The sequence below is a fragment of the Desulfosporosinus shakirovi genome, assembly GCF_020595055.1.
In the GTDB taxonomy this organism is placed as follows: Bacteria; Bacillota; Desulfitobacteriia; order Desulfitobacteriales; family Desulfitobacteriaceae; genus Desulfosporosinus; species Desulfosporosinus shakirovi.
This window is the reverse complement of sequence record NZ_JAJDOO010000002.1, coordinates 239,110-257,590: the sequence shown is the minus strand read 5'-3', so window position 1 is coordinate 257,590 and position 18,481 is coordinate 239,110. Positions and strand designations below refer to the sequence as shown.

The 18,481-nt window shown below is 41.8% G+C and carries 13 protein-coding genes and 3 pseudogenes; 3 read left to right on the top strand and 13 right to left on the bottom strand.

The features are described 5' to 3' along the window. Positions 1 to 140 precede the first annotated feature (140 nt). A complete protein-coding gene (locus LJE72_RS03285) occupies positions 141 to 593 on the bottom strand; it encodes a hypothetical protein (RefSeq protein ID WP_229246193.1) in 453 nt (150 codons plus the stop codon). A gap of 130 nt (positions 594 to 723) precedes the next feature. Next, positions 724 to 855: pseudogene (locus LJE72_RS03280) on the bottom strand (transposase); the annotation flags it as partial. Positions 856 to 1,214: 359 nt separating this feature from the next. On the opposite strand from LJE72_RS03280, the gene LJE72_RS03275 reads away from it, so the two are divergent. Further along, complete coding sequence (locus tag LJE72_RS03275; RefSeq protein WP_229246192.1) at positions 1,215 to 1,442, top strand: hypothetical protein; 228 nt, start codon at positions 1,215 to 1,217, stop codon at positions 1,440 to 1,442. A gap of 34 nt (positions 1,443 to 1,476) precedes the next feature. Here the strand turns inward: LJE72_RS03275 and LJE72_RS03270 are convergent, their stop codons facing one another. The 10 genes and pseudogenes from LJE72_RS03270 to LJE72_RS26660 all read right to left on the bottom strand — a co-directional run. Continuing rightward, the gene (locus LJE72_RS03270) at positions 1,477 to 1,863 is read right to left on the bottom strand and encodes a MerR family transcriptional regulator (protein ID WP_229246191.1); all 387 of its coding nucleotides are present in this window, start codon (positions 1,861 to 1,863) and stop codon (positions 1,477 to 1,479) included. Between the two features lie 204 nt (positions 1,864 to 2,067). After that, a complete protein-coding gene (locus LJE72_RS03265) occupies positions 2,068 to 5,121 on the bottom strand; it encodes an efflux RND transporter permease subunit (protein WP_229246190.1) in 3,054 nt (1,017 codons plus the stop codon). A 13-nt stretch (positions 5,122 to 5,134) separates the two neighbouring features. After that, complete coding sequence (locus LJE72_RS03260) at positions 5,135 to 6,385, bottom strand: efflux RND transporter periplasmic adaptor subunit (protein WP_229246189.1); 1,251 nt, start codon at positions 6,383 to 6,385, stop codon at positions 5,135 to 5,137. Between the two features lie 357 nt (positions 6,386 to 6,742). Beyond that, a complete protein-coding gene (locus LJE72_RS03255; RefSeq protein WP_229246188.1) occupies positions 6,743 to 7,456 on the bottom strand; it encodes an ABC transporter permease in 714 nt (237 codons plus the stop codon). Next, on the bottom strand, positions 7,453 to 8,406 hold the full coding sequence (locus tag LJE72_RS03250; RefSeq protein ID WP_229246187.1) for an ABC transporter ATP-binding protein: 954 nt from the start codon (positions 8,404 to 8,406) through the stop codon (positions 7,453 to 7,455). The genes LJE72_RS03255 and LJE72_RS03250 overlap by 4 nt, the downstream gene beginning before the upstream one ends. 374 nt (positions 8,407 to 8,780) lie before the next feature. After that, positions 8,781 to 9,818 (bottom strand): HAMP domain-containing sensor histidine kinase, encoded by a 1,038-nt coding sequence (locus LJE72_RS03245; protein ID WP_229246186.1) that lies wholly within the window; start codon positions 9,816 to 9,818, stop codon positions 8,781 to 8,783. An 8-nt stretch (positions 9,819 to 9,826) separates the two neighbouring features. Then, on the bottom strand, positions 9,827 to 10,501 hold the full coding sequence (locus LJE72_RS03240) for a response regulator transcription factor (RefSeq protein WP_229246185.1): 675 nt from the start codon (positions 10,499 to 10,501) through the stop codon (positions 9,827 to 9,829). 89 nt (positions 10,502 to 10,590) lie between these two features. Then, positions 10,591 to 11,457 carry a diguanylate cyclase gene (locus tag LJE72_RS03235; protein ID WP_229246184.1) on the bottom strand — a complete coding sequence of 289 codons (867 nt, stop codon included), beginning with the start codon at positions 11,455 to 11,457 and terminating at the stop codon, positions 10,591 to 10,593. Beyond that, positions 11,454 to 11,960 carry a hypothetical protein gene (locus tag LJE72_RS03230; RefSeq protein ID WP_312038886.1) on the bottom strand — a complete coding sequence of 169 codons (507 nt, stop codon included), beginning with the start codon at positions 11,958 to 11,960 and terminating at the stop codon, positions 11,454 to 11,456. Before LJE72_RS03230 ends, LJE72_RS03235 begins: the two co-directional genes overlap by 4 nt. Next, positions 11,902 to 12,132 (bottom strand): annotated as a pseudogene (locus LJE72_RS26660) (HD-GYP domain-containing protein); the annotation flags it as partial. The pseudogene LJE72_RS26660 and the gene LJE72_RS03230, both read right to left, overlap by 59 nt. Before the next feature lie 1,022 nt (positions 12,133 to 13,154). Here LJE72_RS26660 and LJE72_RS03225 point away from each other — a divergent pair. Beyond that, positions 13,155 to 14,465, top strand: a pseudogene (locus tag LJE72_RS03225) (FAD-binding oxidoreductase); the annotation flags it as partial. 180 nt (positions 14,466 to 14,645) lie between these two features. Then, the gene (locus LJE72_RS03220) at positions 14,646 to 16,421 is read left to right on the top strand and encodes a multicopper oxidase family protein (protein ID WP_229246235.1); all 1,776 of its coding nucleotides are present in this window, start codon (positions 14,646 to 14,648) and stop codon (positions 16,419 to 16,421) included. Positions 16,422 to 16,803: 382 nt separating this feature from the next. Here LJE72_RS03220 and LJE72_RS03215 read toward each other — a convergent pair whose 3' ends face one another. Then, a complete protein-coding gene (locus LJE72_RS03215; RefSeq protein ID WP_229246183.1) occupies positions 16,804 to 18,048 on the bottom strand; it encodes a mechanosensitive ion channel family protein in 1,245 nt (414 codons plus the stop codon). Positions 18,049 to 18,481 lie beyond the last annotated feature (433 nt).

The following is an 18,481-nucleotide window of genomic DNA, read 5'->3' as shown; positions in this document are numbered from 1 at the left end:
TTACGTTTGAAATTTGACACTCCCCACAGATGAATCTGGGGGATTCTTGGGTGATTAAACGAAAGTCCGTTTCCGACAATCGAGTATGACCCCAAGTTAAGGGTATGCATTACCTCTCCTAGACCAGAGCATATAGCTGTCTAGGCTGATAGACTGTTACCATCTATCACAGGTGCAAAAATGATATTCTTAGCACCGATAATGTCTCTATGACCTATGCCCATTGAGTCTGTACCCGTGGTTTGCATAGGTACTACATTTACGGCAATTTGTGCCATGAACTTACCCGATTTTTCAGTAATTCTAAGTGTACCCAACTTGTTAATTAATAGATTCACTTGATACCCTGTTGTTTCAGTCTTGACCATTATTCTAGTGCTTTTACCATTATGCCAAACAGGGAAAGCAATATAGCCAAACTTAATAGAATAGTTTTGATTATTCCAAATAGCCACTGGTTTTTTGAGAATGGGGACTTTTAGTTCCTTTTGCTTGTCAGGTTCTTTTTCAGCATTGACTTTGAGTTTTTTGGTGTACTTTTTGAAAATACTCTTAGCATCTTGAATAACTTGGTTCTTCGAAGCACTCGGCAAATCGTCAGAGACAGTTTTGGAGGTGTGTTTTACAGTATTACCAGCAACATAATCACTAACTACATTGTTAGCAGTTTAGATATATTCCTGCAGGGTGTTTTTGATCAAGATAATTTGTTCAGATACATGTCTCTTGAATCAATTCCTTCAAACGAGCTTCAATCTTCCCACCCAAAGCCTTCCGACGATATTTAGGACACCAGACCACATGGTACTTGCATGAGTAGACAATGTTGTTGTTTGACTTATAGTTCATATCCATGAAAACAGTATATTACATACACATATATAATACAAAAGGATCTTTAGATTTGCCTTATATCCCCATAGCTGAGCTAGGGCTTTACGGCAACATATGGTAAAAAATATTTTTGTTCTGCATTTATGATGGTATCTGTGAGGACTCCCCAAGGTTAAAGCCTCCTGCGTAGGATAAAAACTACGACAGGAGGCTTTAACCTTGTCCCGTATATGAAAATCAATCAAACCTTCCTGGGCCCACACCAATTAGCCCCATAACCCCAAGTGCAACTAAACATAAAAGGAAAATGAGCGCATAGTGTAAGAATCAATCTCTTAGACCCAGCTTTTCTCGGCTTCGATAGTCTGTAGGCACGAGAAGTGCCTCAAACCCGGCTTCTTGCCCATTCACTAGAGGAATCTTCTAAAGCTAATGTCAAATGTACCTATGTTGGCAAGGCTGATGAACAACGGGACAGACCAGGTCCACCTCAACGTACTGCCAAAGATATTGTTATCGCTGTGGAACCTTACTTTGAAATCCTCTCGCTCGTTTCAAGTCATTTAGATCCAACCGCCCACCCCCGCCTAGAGCCTGGGTTTGCCTAATCATAATCTCCTCTAACTTGCGAAAATATGTGTATTATACCTCTTCACGATCCCACGACAACACACCTGTTTCCATGGCTATTTCATAGCGCTCGATCTTGAAGTTCAGTCGATCCAGCGTGCTTTCGACAGCCGCTTTCTGTGCCAAAAGCTGTTCACGCTGCTCAAGAAGGAGTTCCCGCCGGGCAGGGATCGTCTCTTCTCCTTGCTGCGTCAGCTTCAAATATTCGATCATCACTTCTACCGGAAGGCCGGCACTACGCATACATTTGGCAAGCTCCACCCATTTGCAGTTCTCCTCGGTGTAATCTCTAATTCCGCTCGGGGTGCGATTGACAGGCGGAATCATACCGACTCTTTCATAATAGCGCAGGGTATCCTGCGAAAGATCAAATTTTTTACTTACCACTGCAATGTTCATTCTCTTCCCCTCCTTTTTACCAAATAAAATTCCTAGAGATCGGTTCTTCTCTATTAAGTATATAAATTTTAAGTGCTCCGTATCTTCAAATGCAAAGGACAAGCTTGTTCACATTGTCTACAGTCTATTGATCAAACTCATGTCCTAGTCTAACATCTGTAGTTAACACTATGTCAAGCATTTTCTATAGTGGTATCATAAAATTTAACTGTTCGTTTTCTTGTGAAAAAAACCTTTGGCATCGTCCAACAGCGTATAGATGACAGGGACAACGATGAGGGTTAAAAAAGTTGACGTAATTAAGCCGCCAATAATGGCATAAGCCATAGGTGCGCGTCCTTCCGAGCCTAACCCTGTAGAAAGCGCTGTGGGAATCATACCGAATACCATCGCTAACGTCGTCATAAGGATAGGCCTAAGTCGTGTCGAAGACGCCTGTAGCAGCGCTTCATTGCGCTCCTCTCCCTCGGACAGCTTTTGTTTAGCATAGTCAACTAACAAAATCGCATTTTTGGTGACCAGTCCCATCAACATAATAATACCAATCATGGCCATCATGCTTAAATTGCTGCCGCTGAGAAACAGGGCCAACAGGGCTCCAATGATGCCGAAGGGCAAAGCCAAGACAATCGCCAAGGGATCAATAAAACTTTCAAACAGAGCGGCAAGAACCAAGTAAATGAATAGAATTCCCATCAAAAGTGCCTGCATTAAGCCGGGGATAGCTTCTGCCATCATTTCCTGATCTCCTCCGCTGACTTGGCTTACTCCGGCGGGCATCTTCGTGTCATTTTTCAAGGCTGTGTTAAACTGAGTATTCAACTGAGTTGCCGAAACTCCGGAGGCATTGGCCGTTACCACAATCTCTCGAGCTTTATCATACCTACTAATGGTCGTAGAGCCCGTGGCGAAAACTTGCTTTGTAACCTGATCGAGTGGAACCATACGGTTATTTGAACCGGGAACATAAATTCCTTTTAAGCTGTCAAAGTCCTTCCTCTGATCATCCTGGAGCAACACTTTAACGTCAAAACGATCCTTTTCTGTTTCATACTGGGTTACGAGAGAACCATTAAAAAGTGTTCCCAAGGTATTGGCTACGACCAAGGGACTCACCCCTAAATCAGCGGCCTTATCCCGATCTACTTCAATTATTGCTTCTGCTTTTCCAGTTTTATAGCTTATACTTACGTCAACAGCCCCGGGAATTTTCTTTAAGACTTTCTCGGCTTGCATCGAATAGTCTAAAAGCTGATTAAAGTCATCCCCAGTAAAATGAATTTCGGTAGCCCATACTTCCCCCAAAGTTGAACCAATCGTCATAGAAACGCTAATTCCCGGAATCTGAATTAAACTCTCTCGCATTTTATTGGCTGCTTCACTTAAGGTCTCTTTTCTGGCATTCTTGTCTGGAAGCTGCACACTTATGTTGATGTTGCTGGGTGTAACAGTGGAATACAGGTACACTACTCCAGGATACTTATTAAGAATACTTTCCATTCTTTTGGTTGTTTCTGCCGCACTATCCAGGGTTGTCCCTCCATCTGTCGCCGCTGCTATTGTGATCTTTCCGTTGTCTGAGGAATCTAAAAAACTAATATTAATAAAGTTAAGAAGGAGCAAACTGCCGAAGAACATTGCCGTGGCAATAGCTATGGTTTTAGTCCTGTGTTTCAAGGTTACCCTGAGAAGTCTTGTATAGACTCTGGCAAGTTTAACAAACAAGTGATTGAACCATATTAAGAATTTCCCCAGGGGACCGTGTTTTTTATCTAATTCCTCGTTTTCCCTTTTTATATATTTAGATGCCATCAACGGAACTAATGTAAAGGATACAAATAAAGAAATCAAGACGCTGACAGCAACCGTTAGACCAAATTCCTTGAAGTAGGCCCCGATCAATCCATCAACCATGGTAATGGGGAGAAAGACAGCAACTATGGTAAAGGTGGTAGCCGTCACAGCCAGCCCAATCTCACTCGTCCCGTCTTTCGCTGCTTCGATAGCGGATTTACCCATTTTTAAGTGACGCACAATGTTCTCAACGACAACAATGGCATCATCAATCAGCAATCCGACTGATAAGGAGAGACCCATTAAGGACATGGTGTTGAGTGAAAAATTCATCAGTTTCATAGCGGCAAAGGTAGTGATAATCGAGGTAGGCAGTGAAATCGCACTGATGGCCGTGCTTCCCCCATTCCGCAGGAAGAGGAAAACCACGAGCACCGCCAGGATACAACCTTCCAGCAAGGTTTTCTGAACTTCAGCCACGGAGGCCCGTATGATCTGGGAATTGTCATTGACAATATTAATTTTTACATCTTTAGGCAGTGAGGTTTGAATCGTTGCAATTTTTGCTTTAAGATCGTCCGCTACTTGGGTGGTGTTTTCTCCGGATTGTTTAACGATATCAATCCCAATCGATTCTGCACCCTTATAATAAGATAAACTGTCCTTATCCTTAATAGTATCTACCACTTGAGCAACATCCTTGATTCTTATTTCAGTCCCGTTGCGATTGGCGACTAAAATATTCAAGAAATCATTAACTTCTTTGACCGTACCATTCGTTCTGATAGAAACTTCTTTATCATGATTGGAAACTTTTCCGCTGGACCTATTTATGTTGTCACTTCCCAGGCTCTGGGTGATTTCTGCAGTGGTCACATTAAGGGACGCCATTTTTTCTTTATCGAGTTTGATATGTATTTCCCTGACTTGCGCACCATAGGTGGTAACCGATCCAACCCCTTTCACCGTATTTAGTTTTTTGGTGATGTCATCTTCGACGACTTGTGATAAGTCCTTGTTGGAAAGAGGGCTGGTGACCACGAAGGATATAATGGGTGTTGCCGCAAAATCGAATTTTTGGATAATGGGTTCCTCGATATCCTGGGGCAAAGTGCCCCGAATACCGCTTAGTTTGTCTTTGATATCTTGGGCCGCCACATTGACTTCTGTTCCGGAATTAAACTCAATGACGGTTTGGGAAACCCCTTCCGAAATGCTGGAGGTAATGTGTTTCACTCCCGAAATTTGTCCGACAGATTCCTCGACTCTTTTTGTCACTTTCGCTTCAATCTGTTCTGCTGAAGTTCCCGGCAAGGAAATGGCAACCGCGATATAAGGAATCTCGATCTCAGGGTTTTCGTTGATGGGGAGTCCTATATAACTCATAGCACCCACTGCCAGCATAGCAATAATGATGACAGTGGCAAATACAGGCCTTTTCAGGCTGATATCTGTTAAAAACATTAATCTTGTCCTCCTATTCCATTACCACTGAAACCGCATCGCCATCCTGCAGTGTATTCACATTGGTAATGATGACGCTGTCACCATTCTTTACGCCGTCTTTGATCTCCACTAAGCCTTTTGTGATTTGCCCAATACTGACCATGCGTTTACGGGCAACCCCTTGATCATTCACAAACACTGTATAATTTCCTGGATTTCCGCTCAAGGCATCTGTCGGCACAGCAATCATTTCTGATGTCTGGTCACCTACAATATCCACGTTGGCATAAATGCCCGGTTTCAGTGTCTGATCAAGATTAGCAACCTCAACTTTGCATTTAAAAACTCTTGATGTAGTATCTGCAGAGGCTTCAGTACTCTTTATAATTCCGTCATAGATTTTGATATCAGTACTTCCAACTTTGACCTTGGCACTCTGTCCTACTTTAAGAGAACTTAGATCGTTTTGGTCTACTTCAATTACCGCATAGATCGGTGATATGCTCTTAACTTTTCCTAAGGCAACTCCTAGGTTGGCATATTGTCCTAGACTCACACTTTTCTCATCTATGATCCCAGTAAGGGGCGCAGTGATGGTCGTATCCGCCAGCGAATTTGTAAGAATTTTTAAATCAACCTGTGCTGCAGTCACATTCGCTTGTGCTGTTTTAATACTGGCTTGTGCTGTTTCGATATTGGCTTTTGCCGATTCCAGGTCGCTTTTTGCATTGCTTACCGTTGTTTCAGCACTTTCCAGTTCAACCTTGGCAATAGCCCCGCCGTCAAAAAGCTCTTTCGTTCTGTCATAGGTACTCACTGCATTGTCTACACTCAGCTGCATTTTCTGCAATTCGGTTTGTGAAGAAACTAATTGACTCTCAGAAGATTTCACTTGACTTTCTGAGGCTTTCAGCTTGGCTTCAGAAGAAGCTATATGGTTTTTAATCTCCTGATCATCCAATTTAATTAACGTGTCCCCTTGGGATACATAGTGACCATTTTCGAACATAACCTGAACGACCTTACCACTTACCTTGCCACTTACAATACCCTCTTCAGAGGCTTCTAAGGAAGCCTTATAGGAAAGGGTTGCTTGCTTAATAACATTCTCTGTCACACTGACTTTGACATAAACTTTATTTGGAGCAGTTGCGATTGTCTTTTCCGTCTTTCCCATGAAGGTTGTAACTCCTGTACCGGCCAAAACAAGTACAATAACAATCAGAACTCTCATTTTCGTCATTTTAAATCCCCTCACAGCTGGACCTATTTTTTTAAACAAGATAAATCCCCCTCATATAATTCGGTTTTTACTCATATATCCGGTCACCTATTTTTCTCTGAGCGAACCTCCTCCGGGGAGGGTTTATTCACCCTCATTACCGTAAATAGGCAGGCAATCTTTTTAAAATGTCCATCGGTGCCCCATTTTCAGAAGAAACCCTAAGGTGAGTGCCCTTGACCGGATCAATATGGAATCTACCTTTTGCAAGAAAGCAAAGAAATTCATTGCCATATGCTTCGATTCCAATCGAAGCATATGGGTATCCGCCTGGGGTTATACGTTGAAAAGCATGGAGAATAGGTCGGTATTATGATAACTTATCGTAAAGTCCGAACTTGGGAGCAATAGTTAAAATCATTGCTCAGCAAATCTCCACCAAGCAAACGTTCCAACTATTCCGGCTAATCCCGTAGAAGCAAGAATGACTATGCTACTCAAATCAAGGAACCCGGTGCTTTGAAATACCGAGGGGATTGTCCAGGGGAAATAAGGGGCAAATCCCATAGAGGCCAACACGTTTGAGAAAATTACGATGACCAAAATGAGTCCCAAGGGTGCCAAGTATCCCTTGCTAATATTTGCCAAAAAGGTTCCTGGTGTGGTAACCACAATAAACAATAGGGATGTTATAATAAATCTAAAGAAAACATCCCCAATAAGGGCAGCTGACCAGCCAGTAACCCCCAGAACACCACCTGCGGCGAGGGCAACGACAAACATAAAGAGGGCAAGCAATAGGTCCCAGGCTAAAATAACCAGCAATTTGGACATGACAATCTGTGATCTGGATACAGGCTTGGCAAGCAAATCCTTAATCGTTTTATCTGAAAACTCTCGACCAAATACCCAGGCAGAGATAAATGTGTATCCGATAAGTCCCAGGGCGGCAAGACCACTCAGTAATTCGGTTAAATACATTTGCCAATTGATATCACCAGTGCTACTGGATGAAGTAATTCCAACTCCCATCATGATTGGCCCAAATGCAAAAACAAAAAACACCAGCCCAAACACATTAGCGCGGATAATCTTGCGAAATTCACAATGTAGAACAGAAAAAATATTCATTGGATATTCCCCCTTACCATACCAATTGTCCGAAGAAAGTAGCCTTCCAAATCCTCCGTAATTACTCGAAGCAGGGTTGGCGGTTGATTAGACCTAACGAGGAGTTCGGCCAACCGTTCAGGACTCTCAACTGCCTGGCCATCGGTTAATTTGAGATGACCATCCATTGTTTCCTCAAATTCATAGCCCTGCTCTTTAAGCACACTCTTTAGGGCATTTTTGTCCCGTCCATCCAACACTAAATTTTTCTGCAAGGATTGTTCCAGCTTAGCCATTTCGATTTCTTGAATAAGGTGACCGTTGTGAATAATCCCAAGGCGTGTAGCAACTTTTGCGAGTTCTTCCAGCAGATGGCTGGATATAAAAATAGTAACGCCAAAATTTTTCGCTAAATCATATAACATATTCCGTATCTCAGCCACTCCTGCCGGATCAAGACCGTTGATCGGTTCATCCAGGATCATGATTTCCGGATTGTGGATCATGGCTTTGGCAAGTCCCAAGCGCTGTTTATTTCCTAAAGAAAGCTGCTTCGCCTTTTTCTTTTTGTGCGGCTCAAGCCCTAACTTACAAATAACCCGATTGACGGATTCTTTGTCAGATACCCCTTGCATCCGGCGTGCTATGTCAAGATTTTCGATTACGGTTAAATCAGGATAAAAAGCAGCTTCCTCCAAATACCCAACCTTATCCCATAATTTACAGTTTCCGGCACATACCTTTTCACCTAACATGTAGAGCTTGCCGGAGGTTGGCCTGAGCATCCCTAAGAGAGTTTTTATGGTCGTTGTCTTTCCGGCACCATTCAGCCCCAGAAATCCAAAAATCTCTCCTCGGTTCACTTCCAGAGACAGATTGTTCAAGGCTTTATATTCGCCAAAATTTTTGTGTAAACTCTCAATTTGGATTGCTTTTGTGCCACGGTTTTTTTGTTTTGAGATTATATTCATAGTCTGTAACTCCTTTCATTTTGTAGTTCTATGCTAACAAGCTAATATCAACTCAACCTCAACTAGGATTAGAAAACTTGGCTGGCACCCACGAAGACACTGTCTTCGCAAGTATTAGCCTTTCTTGCAGTATGCAACGAAAAGTTATACTTTCTGATAGGCCCCATGCCATAACGACACCATCAGATAATGAAAAGAGAGTGCTCCCTGGTCGGGAAGCTTCGCCGCCCAAGCTTTGCTTTTGGGTCTGAGACATTCTTATGAATACTTTTTGGGGATATTTTCAGGATAGCAAAATACAAAAGTGCCTGCCAAGGGATGATTTATCCCTTGGCAGGCACTTTTGTACTCCAAGCAATATGATAAAAACAGCTTTAGCTGTGCATATTATCCATCGGCATCCCCAAAGGCAAGAAAACAGTGAAGGCACTGCCTTTTCCCAGACTACTTTCGACTTCTATATGACCGCTGCAGAGGCCGACAATATTTTTAACCAACGTCAGTCCGAGTCCATTCCCAACAGTTGCGTGGGATGTATCCCCTTGATAAAACTTGTCAAAGATATGTTGTTTTGTTTCCTCGTCCATTCCCTGGCCACTATCTCGCAAACAAAACCGTAGCGATGAATTGATGCGTCTTAAACTGACTAGTAATTCCCCACCGTTATCTGTGAATTTGATAGCGTTATCCAAGAGGTTTACCCATATTTGTTGGAGTAGGGATGCATTGTTATAAATAGTTATACTCTCCAAATCCACATCTACTGAAAGATTTTTAGCGCTCCATTTGGGTTCCAATATAAGTATAGCGCGGCGAATTTGCTCATCCAGCGCATAAACCTCTTTTTCGCTAATGATCTCCGTAGTTTCCACCTTTGATAAATTCAGAACATTTGTGGAAAGGTCAGCCAATCTTTGGGACTCTTGAATGATTATATCTAAGTATTCCTGCGCTTCATCACCGGTTAAACCGCCTTCTTTCAAAAGTTTGGCAAAGCCCTTAATCGAAACAATCGGCGTTTTAAACTCATGAGAAAAATTATTGATAAAATCAAGGCGCAACATTTCAATTCCCGCAAGCTCCCGGGCCATTTTATTAAAACTCGCGGCAAGGCTCTCCAGCTCTGGAATGTTGCTGCCTTTAACCGTAACCGAAAAATCCCCTTTAGCTACATCTTCAATAGCTTCAATCAGATTACGGACAGGCTTAACCATCCACCTGCTTAGAAGAGCGGTGATAGAAGTTCCAATCGATACACTTGTTAGCAACAAGGCAAAAAAACCTAAAATACCATTTTCCAAAAAGCTGCTGCCAAAAATAAATTCCAGTAAATATGTACATAATCTGCCAATCACAACCGACAAAGCCATAACAAAAAAAACAAATACAACCAGGGAAACAGCGAGACTCATTCTTTTTTTTATGGTTGCTTCACCGCCTTATATCCTAGTCCGCGCACAGTAACGATCTCAAAATCAGGGTTATCTTTAAATTTCTCGCGTAGCCTGCCCATATGAACATTCAAGGTATGCTCATCTGTTTCTGTATCGGGACCCCAGATCTCATCCATCAATTGCAGGCGGGTAAAAATCATATTTGGATAACTTGTCAATTTGAAGAGTAAATAGAATTCTTTCTGGGGAAGGATAATTGTATCTTCACCATGAGTGACGGTAAGCGTATTATAATCCAAAGTGGTGCCACCGATGATTAATCTCTGCTCATTAACAATTTGGGCCCGACGCAGTAGTGCCTTTATGCGAAACAGCATTTCCTGCTCGTCAAAGGGCTTTGTCATGTAATCGTCTGTGCCTACAAGGAAGCCTCTATGTTTATCCTTAATTTCTTGTTGTGCCGTAATCATCAAGATAGGAATAGTTTCTCCCACATCGCGTAATTCTTGGCAAAGCTGATAGCCGTCCATCCTCGGCATCATCAAATCCAGGATCATCAAATCAAAATATTGCCTTTCCATCATACTTAAAGCGTTGAGGCCATCTTTTGCCGCAAAAGCATTGTACCCTCCCTGCTTTAGGACAGCGCAGATCAGTTTTTGTGTGTTGGTGTCATCTTCGACTACCAAAATATTGAACATAAATTCACTCCTAGTCAGGCTCTACTCTACCATTTTAAAATCAACTGAACCTATTGAGAGTAGTCATAATATGTCCTTGAATTTTCCTCCTAGGCGATTTCATCTCCAACCTGAATTTCTGCCACGGAAAGTGTTGCATTAGTCTTTTTAGCTTCTGTTGACCTTAGACTCGCAATATTTATCAGTTGCTCCATTGTTTGCCATGGATCATCAGAACGTTCTTTGTGCCGCCGTCCCCCAATTACTCCTGCTGAAATACTTACCTCTATTCCGCAAGTAAAGCTGTGCCTACCTATAATATCCGTCAGATGGTAAGCTAAAGCTACACCTGTGTCCAAGTGTGCAGGTAATAAAACAGCAAATTCATCTCCTCCAAAACGGCACAAAAAGGCCTCCAAAGGAGCATTTTCACATAACAGTTTGCTCACTTCGACTAAAATATTATCCCCTACTGTATGACCGAAAGTTTTATCGATTAAGCCGAAATTGTTAATGTCAAAAAAAAGAATACTGATTTCTTGCTTGTTTTCAAGTAGTCGAACACCATGATAATATATGTAATCACTCTTATAAAGACCAGTCAATGAATCAATATGAGATCCTAGTTGAATCTCAAGCAGGTTTCGAGGTAGAATACCGGATAATATACCTTTTTCCTCTACTAAGAAAACATCCAGACCAGTCTCGTCAAAGAGTTCTTTGGCTTGCCAAAGCGGCATTTCAACAGAAACTGTGACAGGTTTCCCTCTCATAGCATCTGCAATGATTCGATTGGGATGTGTTCTCAGCAGCTCCTTGTAGGTTATTACTCCCACCAGATAACCATCATCCATTACCGGACAACAACCATTTTCAATTTCCGATAATAATGTCCTTATCTTTGAAACTCCATCCAAGACATCCACTGTGTAGAATTCTTTAGAGTAAATATGTTCAACTCGCCTAACATTTATCATAAATCAATTGATTTGCTGATGTGTACAGTAATATTGACATGAGCTTTGATAATCGTAGTTTCATCAACAATCTTCCCTCCTTCCTCTAAAATGAACTCGCATAATTTTTCTTCGGGGATCATGTTCATCAGAGCATTGCGTACTACTATGGCTTCTATGACTGGGTGATCAACTTTAATGATCTTATACTGATCTGGGCTGAGGACATCAACCATCCTCTTTAATGCCTCAGGTCCTATAGGTGCATTACGGCCGACAATGACAACGTCTTGCATAGGCGGCATTTCAAATTCAGTTAGATTCATTTGAATTTCCGCTTTTTTGGCTTCTTTCATGACTTGGCGTAAACCTCCGATTTCTTTGATTAATATAACTAGTTTGTCCAAAACAGTCTTAGATAGTTCATCCCAACGCTCGTGATGGTTTTTGACAGTCGCCAGCACACTAGGTAATAAATGGGTATTCTTCAGCATTTCTACTCCCGACAGAGAGTGTTGCTTCATAAATAACAAACTCTTCTTCTGTCAAACTACCTTTTTTGCTTAAGATTTCCTTTGGCACCCTCAACTTTCCTAAGTCATGAAGCAACGCCCCCAAGGTCAAATATTTGAGTCTCATCTCTTTATATCTTAAACCCATTCCGGTAATTGTTGCGAATAAAGCAACATTCAGGCTATGCCCAAACGTTCATGATCATGTTGTTTAAAGCGGACGACTTATGTTTTCCTGTTTTCTCCAAACGTAACTTCTAGCTTCTGCAGGAGATCCTTTATCCCTTTCGTAATCAGCTGTCCTTTGCGTAGTAACAGAACTCCTAAGCCATCAAAAAAAATCCATACCCGCTATCATCCCGATTATCGAATTTGATTCTAACCGTTCCAAGAACCAATTTATGTCGCTTTCCTTTCCTTCCATATACACTACTTGTAACTCTTTAATCCTTATATTGTCGAAATTAAATCTTGCGAAGAAGGAAACCGAGACCTCTCTATGTTTCTTACTGCAAGCATTCACTTAATATCGACTTACTGCTTTATGTTACACTACTACAATTGATAATCCCACAAATTTTGTTCGACATATTTTGCACAAATAAAAAACTGCTTAGCTGTTTACAACACTTATAACTTAGTACTTTTAAACAAATATCCCGGACACCTACACCAAAAATCTGCACACAAATTCTTATTGATTGAACACGCTTTGAAATGAAATAAACCAATGATGGGTGATATCCGAGATAATTATTTCGACGGCAAAACCCGGGTCAGAATATTTTCTATATTATAAAATCGACCTACTTTACCTCTCTCAGCGATCTTCTCAAAGCCTAAAGGGTTGCCGAATAATGGTCACGCTTTCGCCACTTTGTATCCTGTCATTCATGATTCTTGCAACAGTAGCAATCTTAAGTAAACAAGCATATTCTATTCTGGGTTTGGATATCAAAGCGTTTTGGGCAACCAGCAGCGGCTAAGGTTAAATACTGCAAATAGCAATTGTTTGCTCTTTCCCGCTTTTGAAATGGCATCACCTTCCAGCTCTACTATCCTAAATTCTTATTTGGATCTAAATGTCATTCAGCTGTCCTCGACACTGAAAACCCTTGTCCAGGGTTCCAGACCCTCGTTTTGGTCAAGAAATTGACCGTATTAGCTACTGAATAATTTATACAGAAGTATATAAACTGAGAGGACGTGCTTATCTTGGAACAAGAAGGATTAACTGGTAAGGTTATATGGCCTTTTGATCCAGAGTATGAACTAGCCAGACAAGAGTACAACAGAGATATAGATGAATATCCTATAGCAATTGTCTATTGCTATAATAATCAGGATGTTGCCAATGCCATTCTTTGGTCAGAAAAAAATCAAGTAAGACTTCGCATTCGTTCAGGGGGACACAACTACGAAGGCTATTCAACCGGAACAGAGAAACTGGTAATCGACACGACACTAATGAATCATATAGAAATAGATACTCTTAATGACGTAGTAAAGGTACAAGCAGGAGCCAGGCTTAGAAAATTATATGAAATACTATATGAATACGGATATGCATTTCCTGGAGGTACTTGTCCTACAGTAGCAATTTCCGGATTGGTTTTAGGTGGAGGAATAGGTTTATCAACCCGCTACTTGGGACTTACCCTTGACAGCTTGATTGAAGCAGAAATGGTGGATGCCAAAGGAAATATATTAATAGCTAATCACAACTGCAATCCAGATTTGTTTTGGGCATTACGAGGAGCCGGAGGAGGAAATTTCGGAGTTGTCACTTCCTTCACATTTACCTTGAAAAAGAAAATAGATAAAATAACCCTTATTCAACTGAAGTGGAACAACAATCAACCGGCTAGGCTCAGCTTTTTGAGTGTATGGCAAGAATGGTTAGAAGATTTGGATAGAAGAATGAGTGCCTTTGGCAGAGTATATAAACAAGGGGCATTAATGTATGCTTTCTTCTATGGAAAACCCGATGAAGCCAGAAAACTATTGGAGCCTATCCTAAGTATACCGGGAATTACTTTTGAAAGTATCGAGTATGTTGATTTTATTGATGCTGTAAACACAATAGGAAACACATATCCGAAAAGTGAGAAATTCACGGACACAGGAAGATTTATGTATGAGCATCTTTCCGACCATAAATTATGTAAAATCATAGAAATAATCGATAAAGCCCCTACGGATTACAATTCCTTTGTTAAAGTTTATTCATTAGGCGGAGCAGTAAGTGATGTTATGAAGACTAATACTGCTTTTTATTATAGGAAGGCAAACTATATTATGGCCATTTCATCAAGCTGGGAAGAGAATGATGAAGCGCCAATCAACAAGGAATGGGTAGCAGAGGGCTTTTTATATATTGAGAAGCTTACTTTAGGATCATATGTGAACTTTCCGTATAGTAAACTAAAAGATTACCCAATGGCTTATTATGGTCAATACGTGAACGTTTTGCAAGACATCAAGACTAATTATGATCCAAGTAATGTATTCAATTTCCCTCAAAGTATCCATCCTTCACAAAACCCAGCTCCGGAATTATTCACTGCTGACCTAACCCCCCCCTTCTCTGTTAACAGAGAAGAAGATAAGTCAGCAGATGAGGTTGAAAGCGACCCAGAGGAAACTCATTTAAATGGAGCCGGGAGTTTAGCGCCAAATCCCCTTGATCCGACAACTATTCCGAAGTTTGTAAACCATTTTTTTGTCCCGCCTGTCTTTATGCCAAGAGTTGTTAAGCACCCGATTAGCGGTAAAATAAAAAGCCACGATTATAAGGTGACAGTCAGTCAGTTCACCCAGCAAATTCTACCGGAAGGTTTCCCTGAGACAACCGTGTGGGGTTATGGGGGCAAAGTCAGAATTCCTGAAACAGATGAGATCATACCTGATTTCAAGTCAACACCTAGTCCAACCTTTGAAGCCAAAAGACACATTCCCATCAATGTGCAATGGATTAACAACCTGACCGAACCCCATCCCTTGGCTGTAGATCCTACTCTTCATTGGGCTAACCCCAATAAAATGGAAATGCCTATGCCCCCCTTCCCACCGTTTCCGCCAGGATTTCCTTTAGCTCAAAGTCCCGTGCCTATGGTACCCCACTTGCACGGCGGAGAAACTGAGCCATCATCTGATGGGTTCCCCGAAGCATGGTTTACCGCCGGGGAAGCCATAACCGGACCAACCTTTGTTAAATCACGGTATCATTACGCTAATGAGCAGGAACCGACGACTTTATGGTATCATGACCATTCGATAGGCATGACCCGACTTAATGTCATGATGGGACTGGCCGGTTTCTATTTATTACGGGACCCTCAAAATCACCTCGATGAAAAGCATTCCGTGCTGCCGCAAGGCAAATATGAGATACCCATGGTCATCCAAGACAGATCCTTCTTTGACGACGGCTCCTTGGCGTATCCCAGTAATGGACTCGTTCCGAATGTTCATCCCTACTGGATACCAGGGTTTTTAGGTAATACGATTATGATAAATGGCAAGGTATGGCCCAATTTGGATGTCGAACCCAGGCAATACCGTTTTCGAATTTTGAACGGATCTAATGATCGTTTCTATAATATGGCCTTCTCAAATCAGATGCCATTTGTGCAAATTGGCACAGATGGTGGCTACCTGCCGAAACCTGTTCAGCTCGACGCCTTGCTCATTGCGCCTAGCGAAAGAGTTGACATCCTTATAGACTTCTCCCAGCTAACACCGGGCACTAAATTAATTATGACTAATACTGCCAATGCTCCGTTCCCTAATGGGAATCCACCGGATCCCCAGACAACAGGCCAACTTATGCAGTTTACTGTGCTGAACAAGCCCGCTGTCCTACCCCCACCATTGCCAAAAATCTTGAATATTCTATACCCGCTCAAACGTGACAGAAAAAAACGAACCCTGACTCTCAATCTGGTTCTAGGCCCTACGGGACCCTTAGAATTTTTGCTGGACGGTCATAAATGGCATATGCCTACCTCCGAATTACCCTTAGTAGGATCTACCGAGGACTGGCAAATTGTCAACCTAACGGGAGGGGCTCATCCGATTCACATCCACTTAATTCAATTCCGGTTGATCAGTCGTCAGGGCTTTTTGGTTAACAAATATACGAGCGATTGGTTAGCCCTCAACGGTGAGCCTCCACTTGAGCATCCAACTAAAGTGTTACCCGTGGAACCTTACCTCCTGGATGGACCAATTAACCCACCCGCTCATGAAGATGGCTGGAAGGATACCATTCAAGCCTATCCCGGACAAGTAACTACGATCAGGATCCGATTCGCGCCTCAAGCCGAGGTGGTCTCAATCCCCGGCATTAATCAATTTCCCTTCAATCCTGCCGCGGAGCCAGGTTATGTTTGGCACTGCCATATTCTCGACCACGAAGACAATGATATGATGCGGCCCTACGAAGTCAGAAATCCGCTGGAAGATTGTTAGCTGCTGTTACTCTCTGTAGACAATATGATAATAGTTCACATTGAGGACTTTAGTTTCGGCCACTTTAACTCCCTCCAGAATGTGGACTAGGTGCTTGATGCCTTAAGAAAGCGCTTTTAAGAATTTGGACAAATAATCTGGCCAGGCAAGCCCTAAAGCAGATTATTTGTCCGTTTTTGTATCAAAGCCAAAATAATTAGCTAGTACTTTATCACCTATCTTGAGCCAAAACGTCCTGCCCACAACAGTTCCTTGTTACAAAGTCGTTAAACACAGACCTCTGCATGAAACTCTATCTTGCATAGCTCACTCTGCGTAAAGCTGATGAGCTTCTCTTCTTTTTCACGGTGACAGACGTCATTGGTCTCTTATGATTGAACGGCTAGGCAAGATCCTTCACAGCTTGGCTAATATCATAGCCAGTTGGGCTCTGGTAGAGCCTAAGACTAAATTGAGGTACGACCGCTAATAAATGATCGAAAATATCGGACTGTACAATTTCATACGATACCCAGTCAGTATCATTGGTAAATACGTACACTTCAAGTGGTAAGCCATGTTCTTCAGGAGGCAATTGTCTGACCATCTGTATCATGTCCTTATGTATCTTCGGATGATTTCTTAGGTAACTCTCTATATAGATCCTGAAGACCCCAATGTTGGTTAGATGTCTGCCATTCACCGAATTAGAGGTGTCGATCTTTTTCTCTAGGTTATATTGGGCTATTTCATGTTTTTTGGTTCGTATATAGTCAGATAGACACTCGATCTCCTGGAATTTATCCAACATTTCATCTGTGCAAAAACTAATGCTTGTCGTATCGATATAGACAGAACGGTTGATTCGCCTGCCGCCTGACTGTGTCATACCCCGCCAGTTCTTGAAAGAATCCGAGATTAGCGCATATGTTGGAATCGTCGTAATCGTTTTATCGAAATTTTCAACCTTAACGGTTACTAATGAGATATCGATGACATCTCCGTTCGCACCGTATTTAGGCATTTCGATCCAGTCACCTAATCGGATCATGTCATTCGAAGACAACTGAACACCCGCAACCAGGCCGAGTAACGAATCCTTGAAAATCAAGAGAAAAACAGCCGTTAATGCTCCGATACCACTGAATAATAAGAGGGGACTTTGCCCCATGATCGTAGCAATAATCAGAATTCCACCTAAGATGTAGACAAAAATCTTCACAACCTGAAGGTATCCCTTGATTGGTTTATGTTTAGAAACCTCATAATTCCTATAGATATCCTCTAATGCATTTAATACTTCATCAATAACTGTAATTCCTACTAAGATAATATAAACAAATGAAAACTTCTGAATTACCCTTGTCATCTGCTCCGTAAAGGCTGGGGCAAAGGAATATATGATAATGGCCGGTACGATGTGAGATAATTTATGGAACACTTTTCGCTCCAAAATAATCGTGTTCCAGGTAAATTTTATCTTCTTGATAAAATGAGGTAAAACTCGGAGAACGATTCTTTTGGCAATGAAATTTGCCAGAATACTCAGCAAACCAATCAATACCACTAAAATCCCTGTCGACAGGTATTCAGCGACACCCTCATTGAGCCCATAGCTCACCAGCCAATTCATTATAAATTCAACCACTTAAACAAACCTCCTAACCCTTGTTCCCCCTACTATAACATGCTTCCAATGTCTGACACCAACATATCAACTTCTTTTTTAGTTTGTATTTTTTAAATTCCATTCCCGTTACCATTGAACCGTCATCATTCAATCAGATACGAACTATATCATGTCGCAGGGACGGGGTTACTGACAACTCTTTTGATGCTGTCTATAACCTCGCCCCTGCGACATCTGTTAACTTGGCATCGTGCTAATTATGCGCCCCGATCCATGACCGTGAACGTTTTACTCGTTTATCCTTTCCAACTAGAAGCACGCTATCATATAGCTGAATATATGGATGCTCATAAAGACATAGACGGCGCTGCTAAAGCACTGAAAGAAAATATCGCTCAAGCCAAATCTTATGCAGGAGGAAATTTCTCAGAAAATGTATTACTCTTGTGTT

Excerpts from the sequence above, each read along its gene's own strand:
- LJE72_RS03250 (WP_229246187.1), bottom strand. The coding sequence starts at position 8,406 with ATGAATATAATCTCAAAACAAAAAAACCGTGGCACAAAAGCAATCCAA.
- LJE72_RS03240 (WP_229246185.1), bottom strand. The coding sequence starts at position 10,501 with ATGTTCAATATTTTGGTAGTCGAAGATGACACCAACACACAAAAACTG.
- LJE72_RS03265 (WP_229246190.1), bottom strand. The coding sequence starts at position 5,121 with ATGTTTTTAACAGATATCAGCCTGAAAAGGCCTGTATTTGCCACTGTC.
- LJE72_RS03270 (WP_229246191.1), bottom strand. The coding sequence starts at position 1,863 with ATGAACATTGCAGTGGTAAGTAAAAAATTTGATCTTTCGCAGGATACC.
- LJE72_RS03230 (WP_312038886.1), bottom strand. The coding sequence starts at position 11,960 with ATGAAGCAACACTCTCTGTCGGGAGTAGAAATGCTGAAGAATACCCAT.
- LJE72_RS03245 (WP_229246186.1), bottom strand. The coding sequence starts at position 9,818 with ATGAGTCTCGCTGTTTCCCTGGTTGTATTTGTTTTTTTTGTTATGGCT.
- LJE72_RS03255 (WP_229246188.1), bottom strand. The coding sequence starts at position 7,456 with ATGAATATTTTTTCTGTTCTACATTGTGAATTTCGCAAGATTATCCGC.
- LJE72_RS03235 (WP_229246184.1), bottom strand. The coding sequence starts at position 11,457 with ATGATAAATGTTAGGCGAGTTGAACATATTTACTCTAAAGAATTCTAC.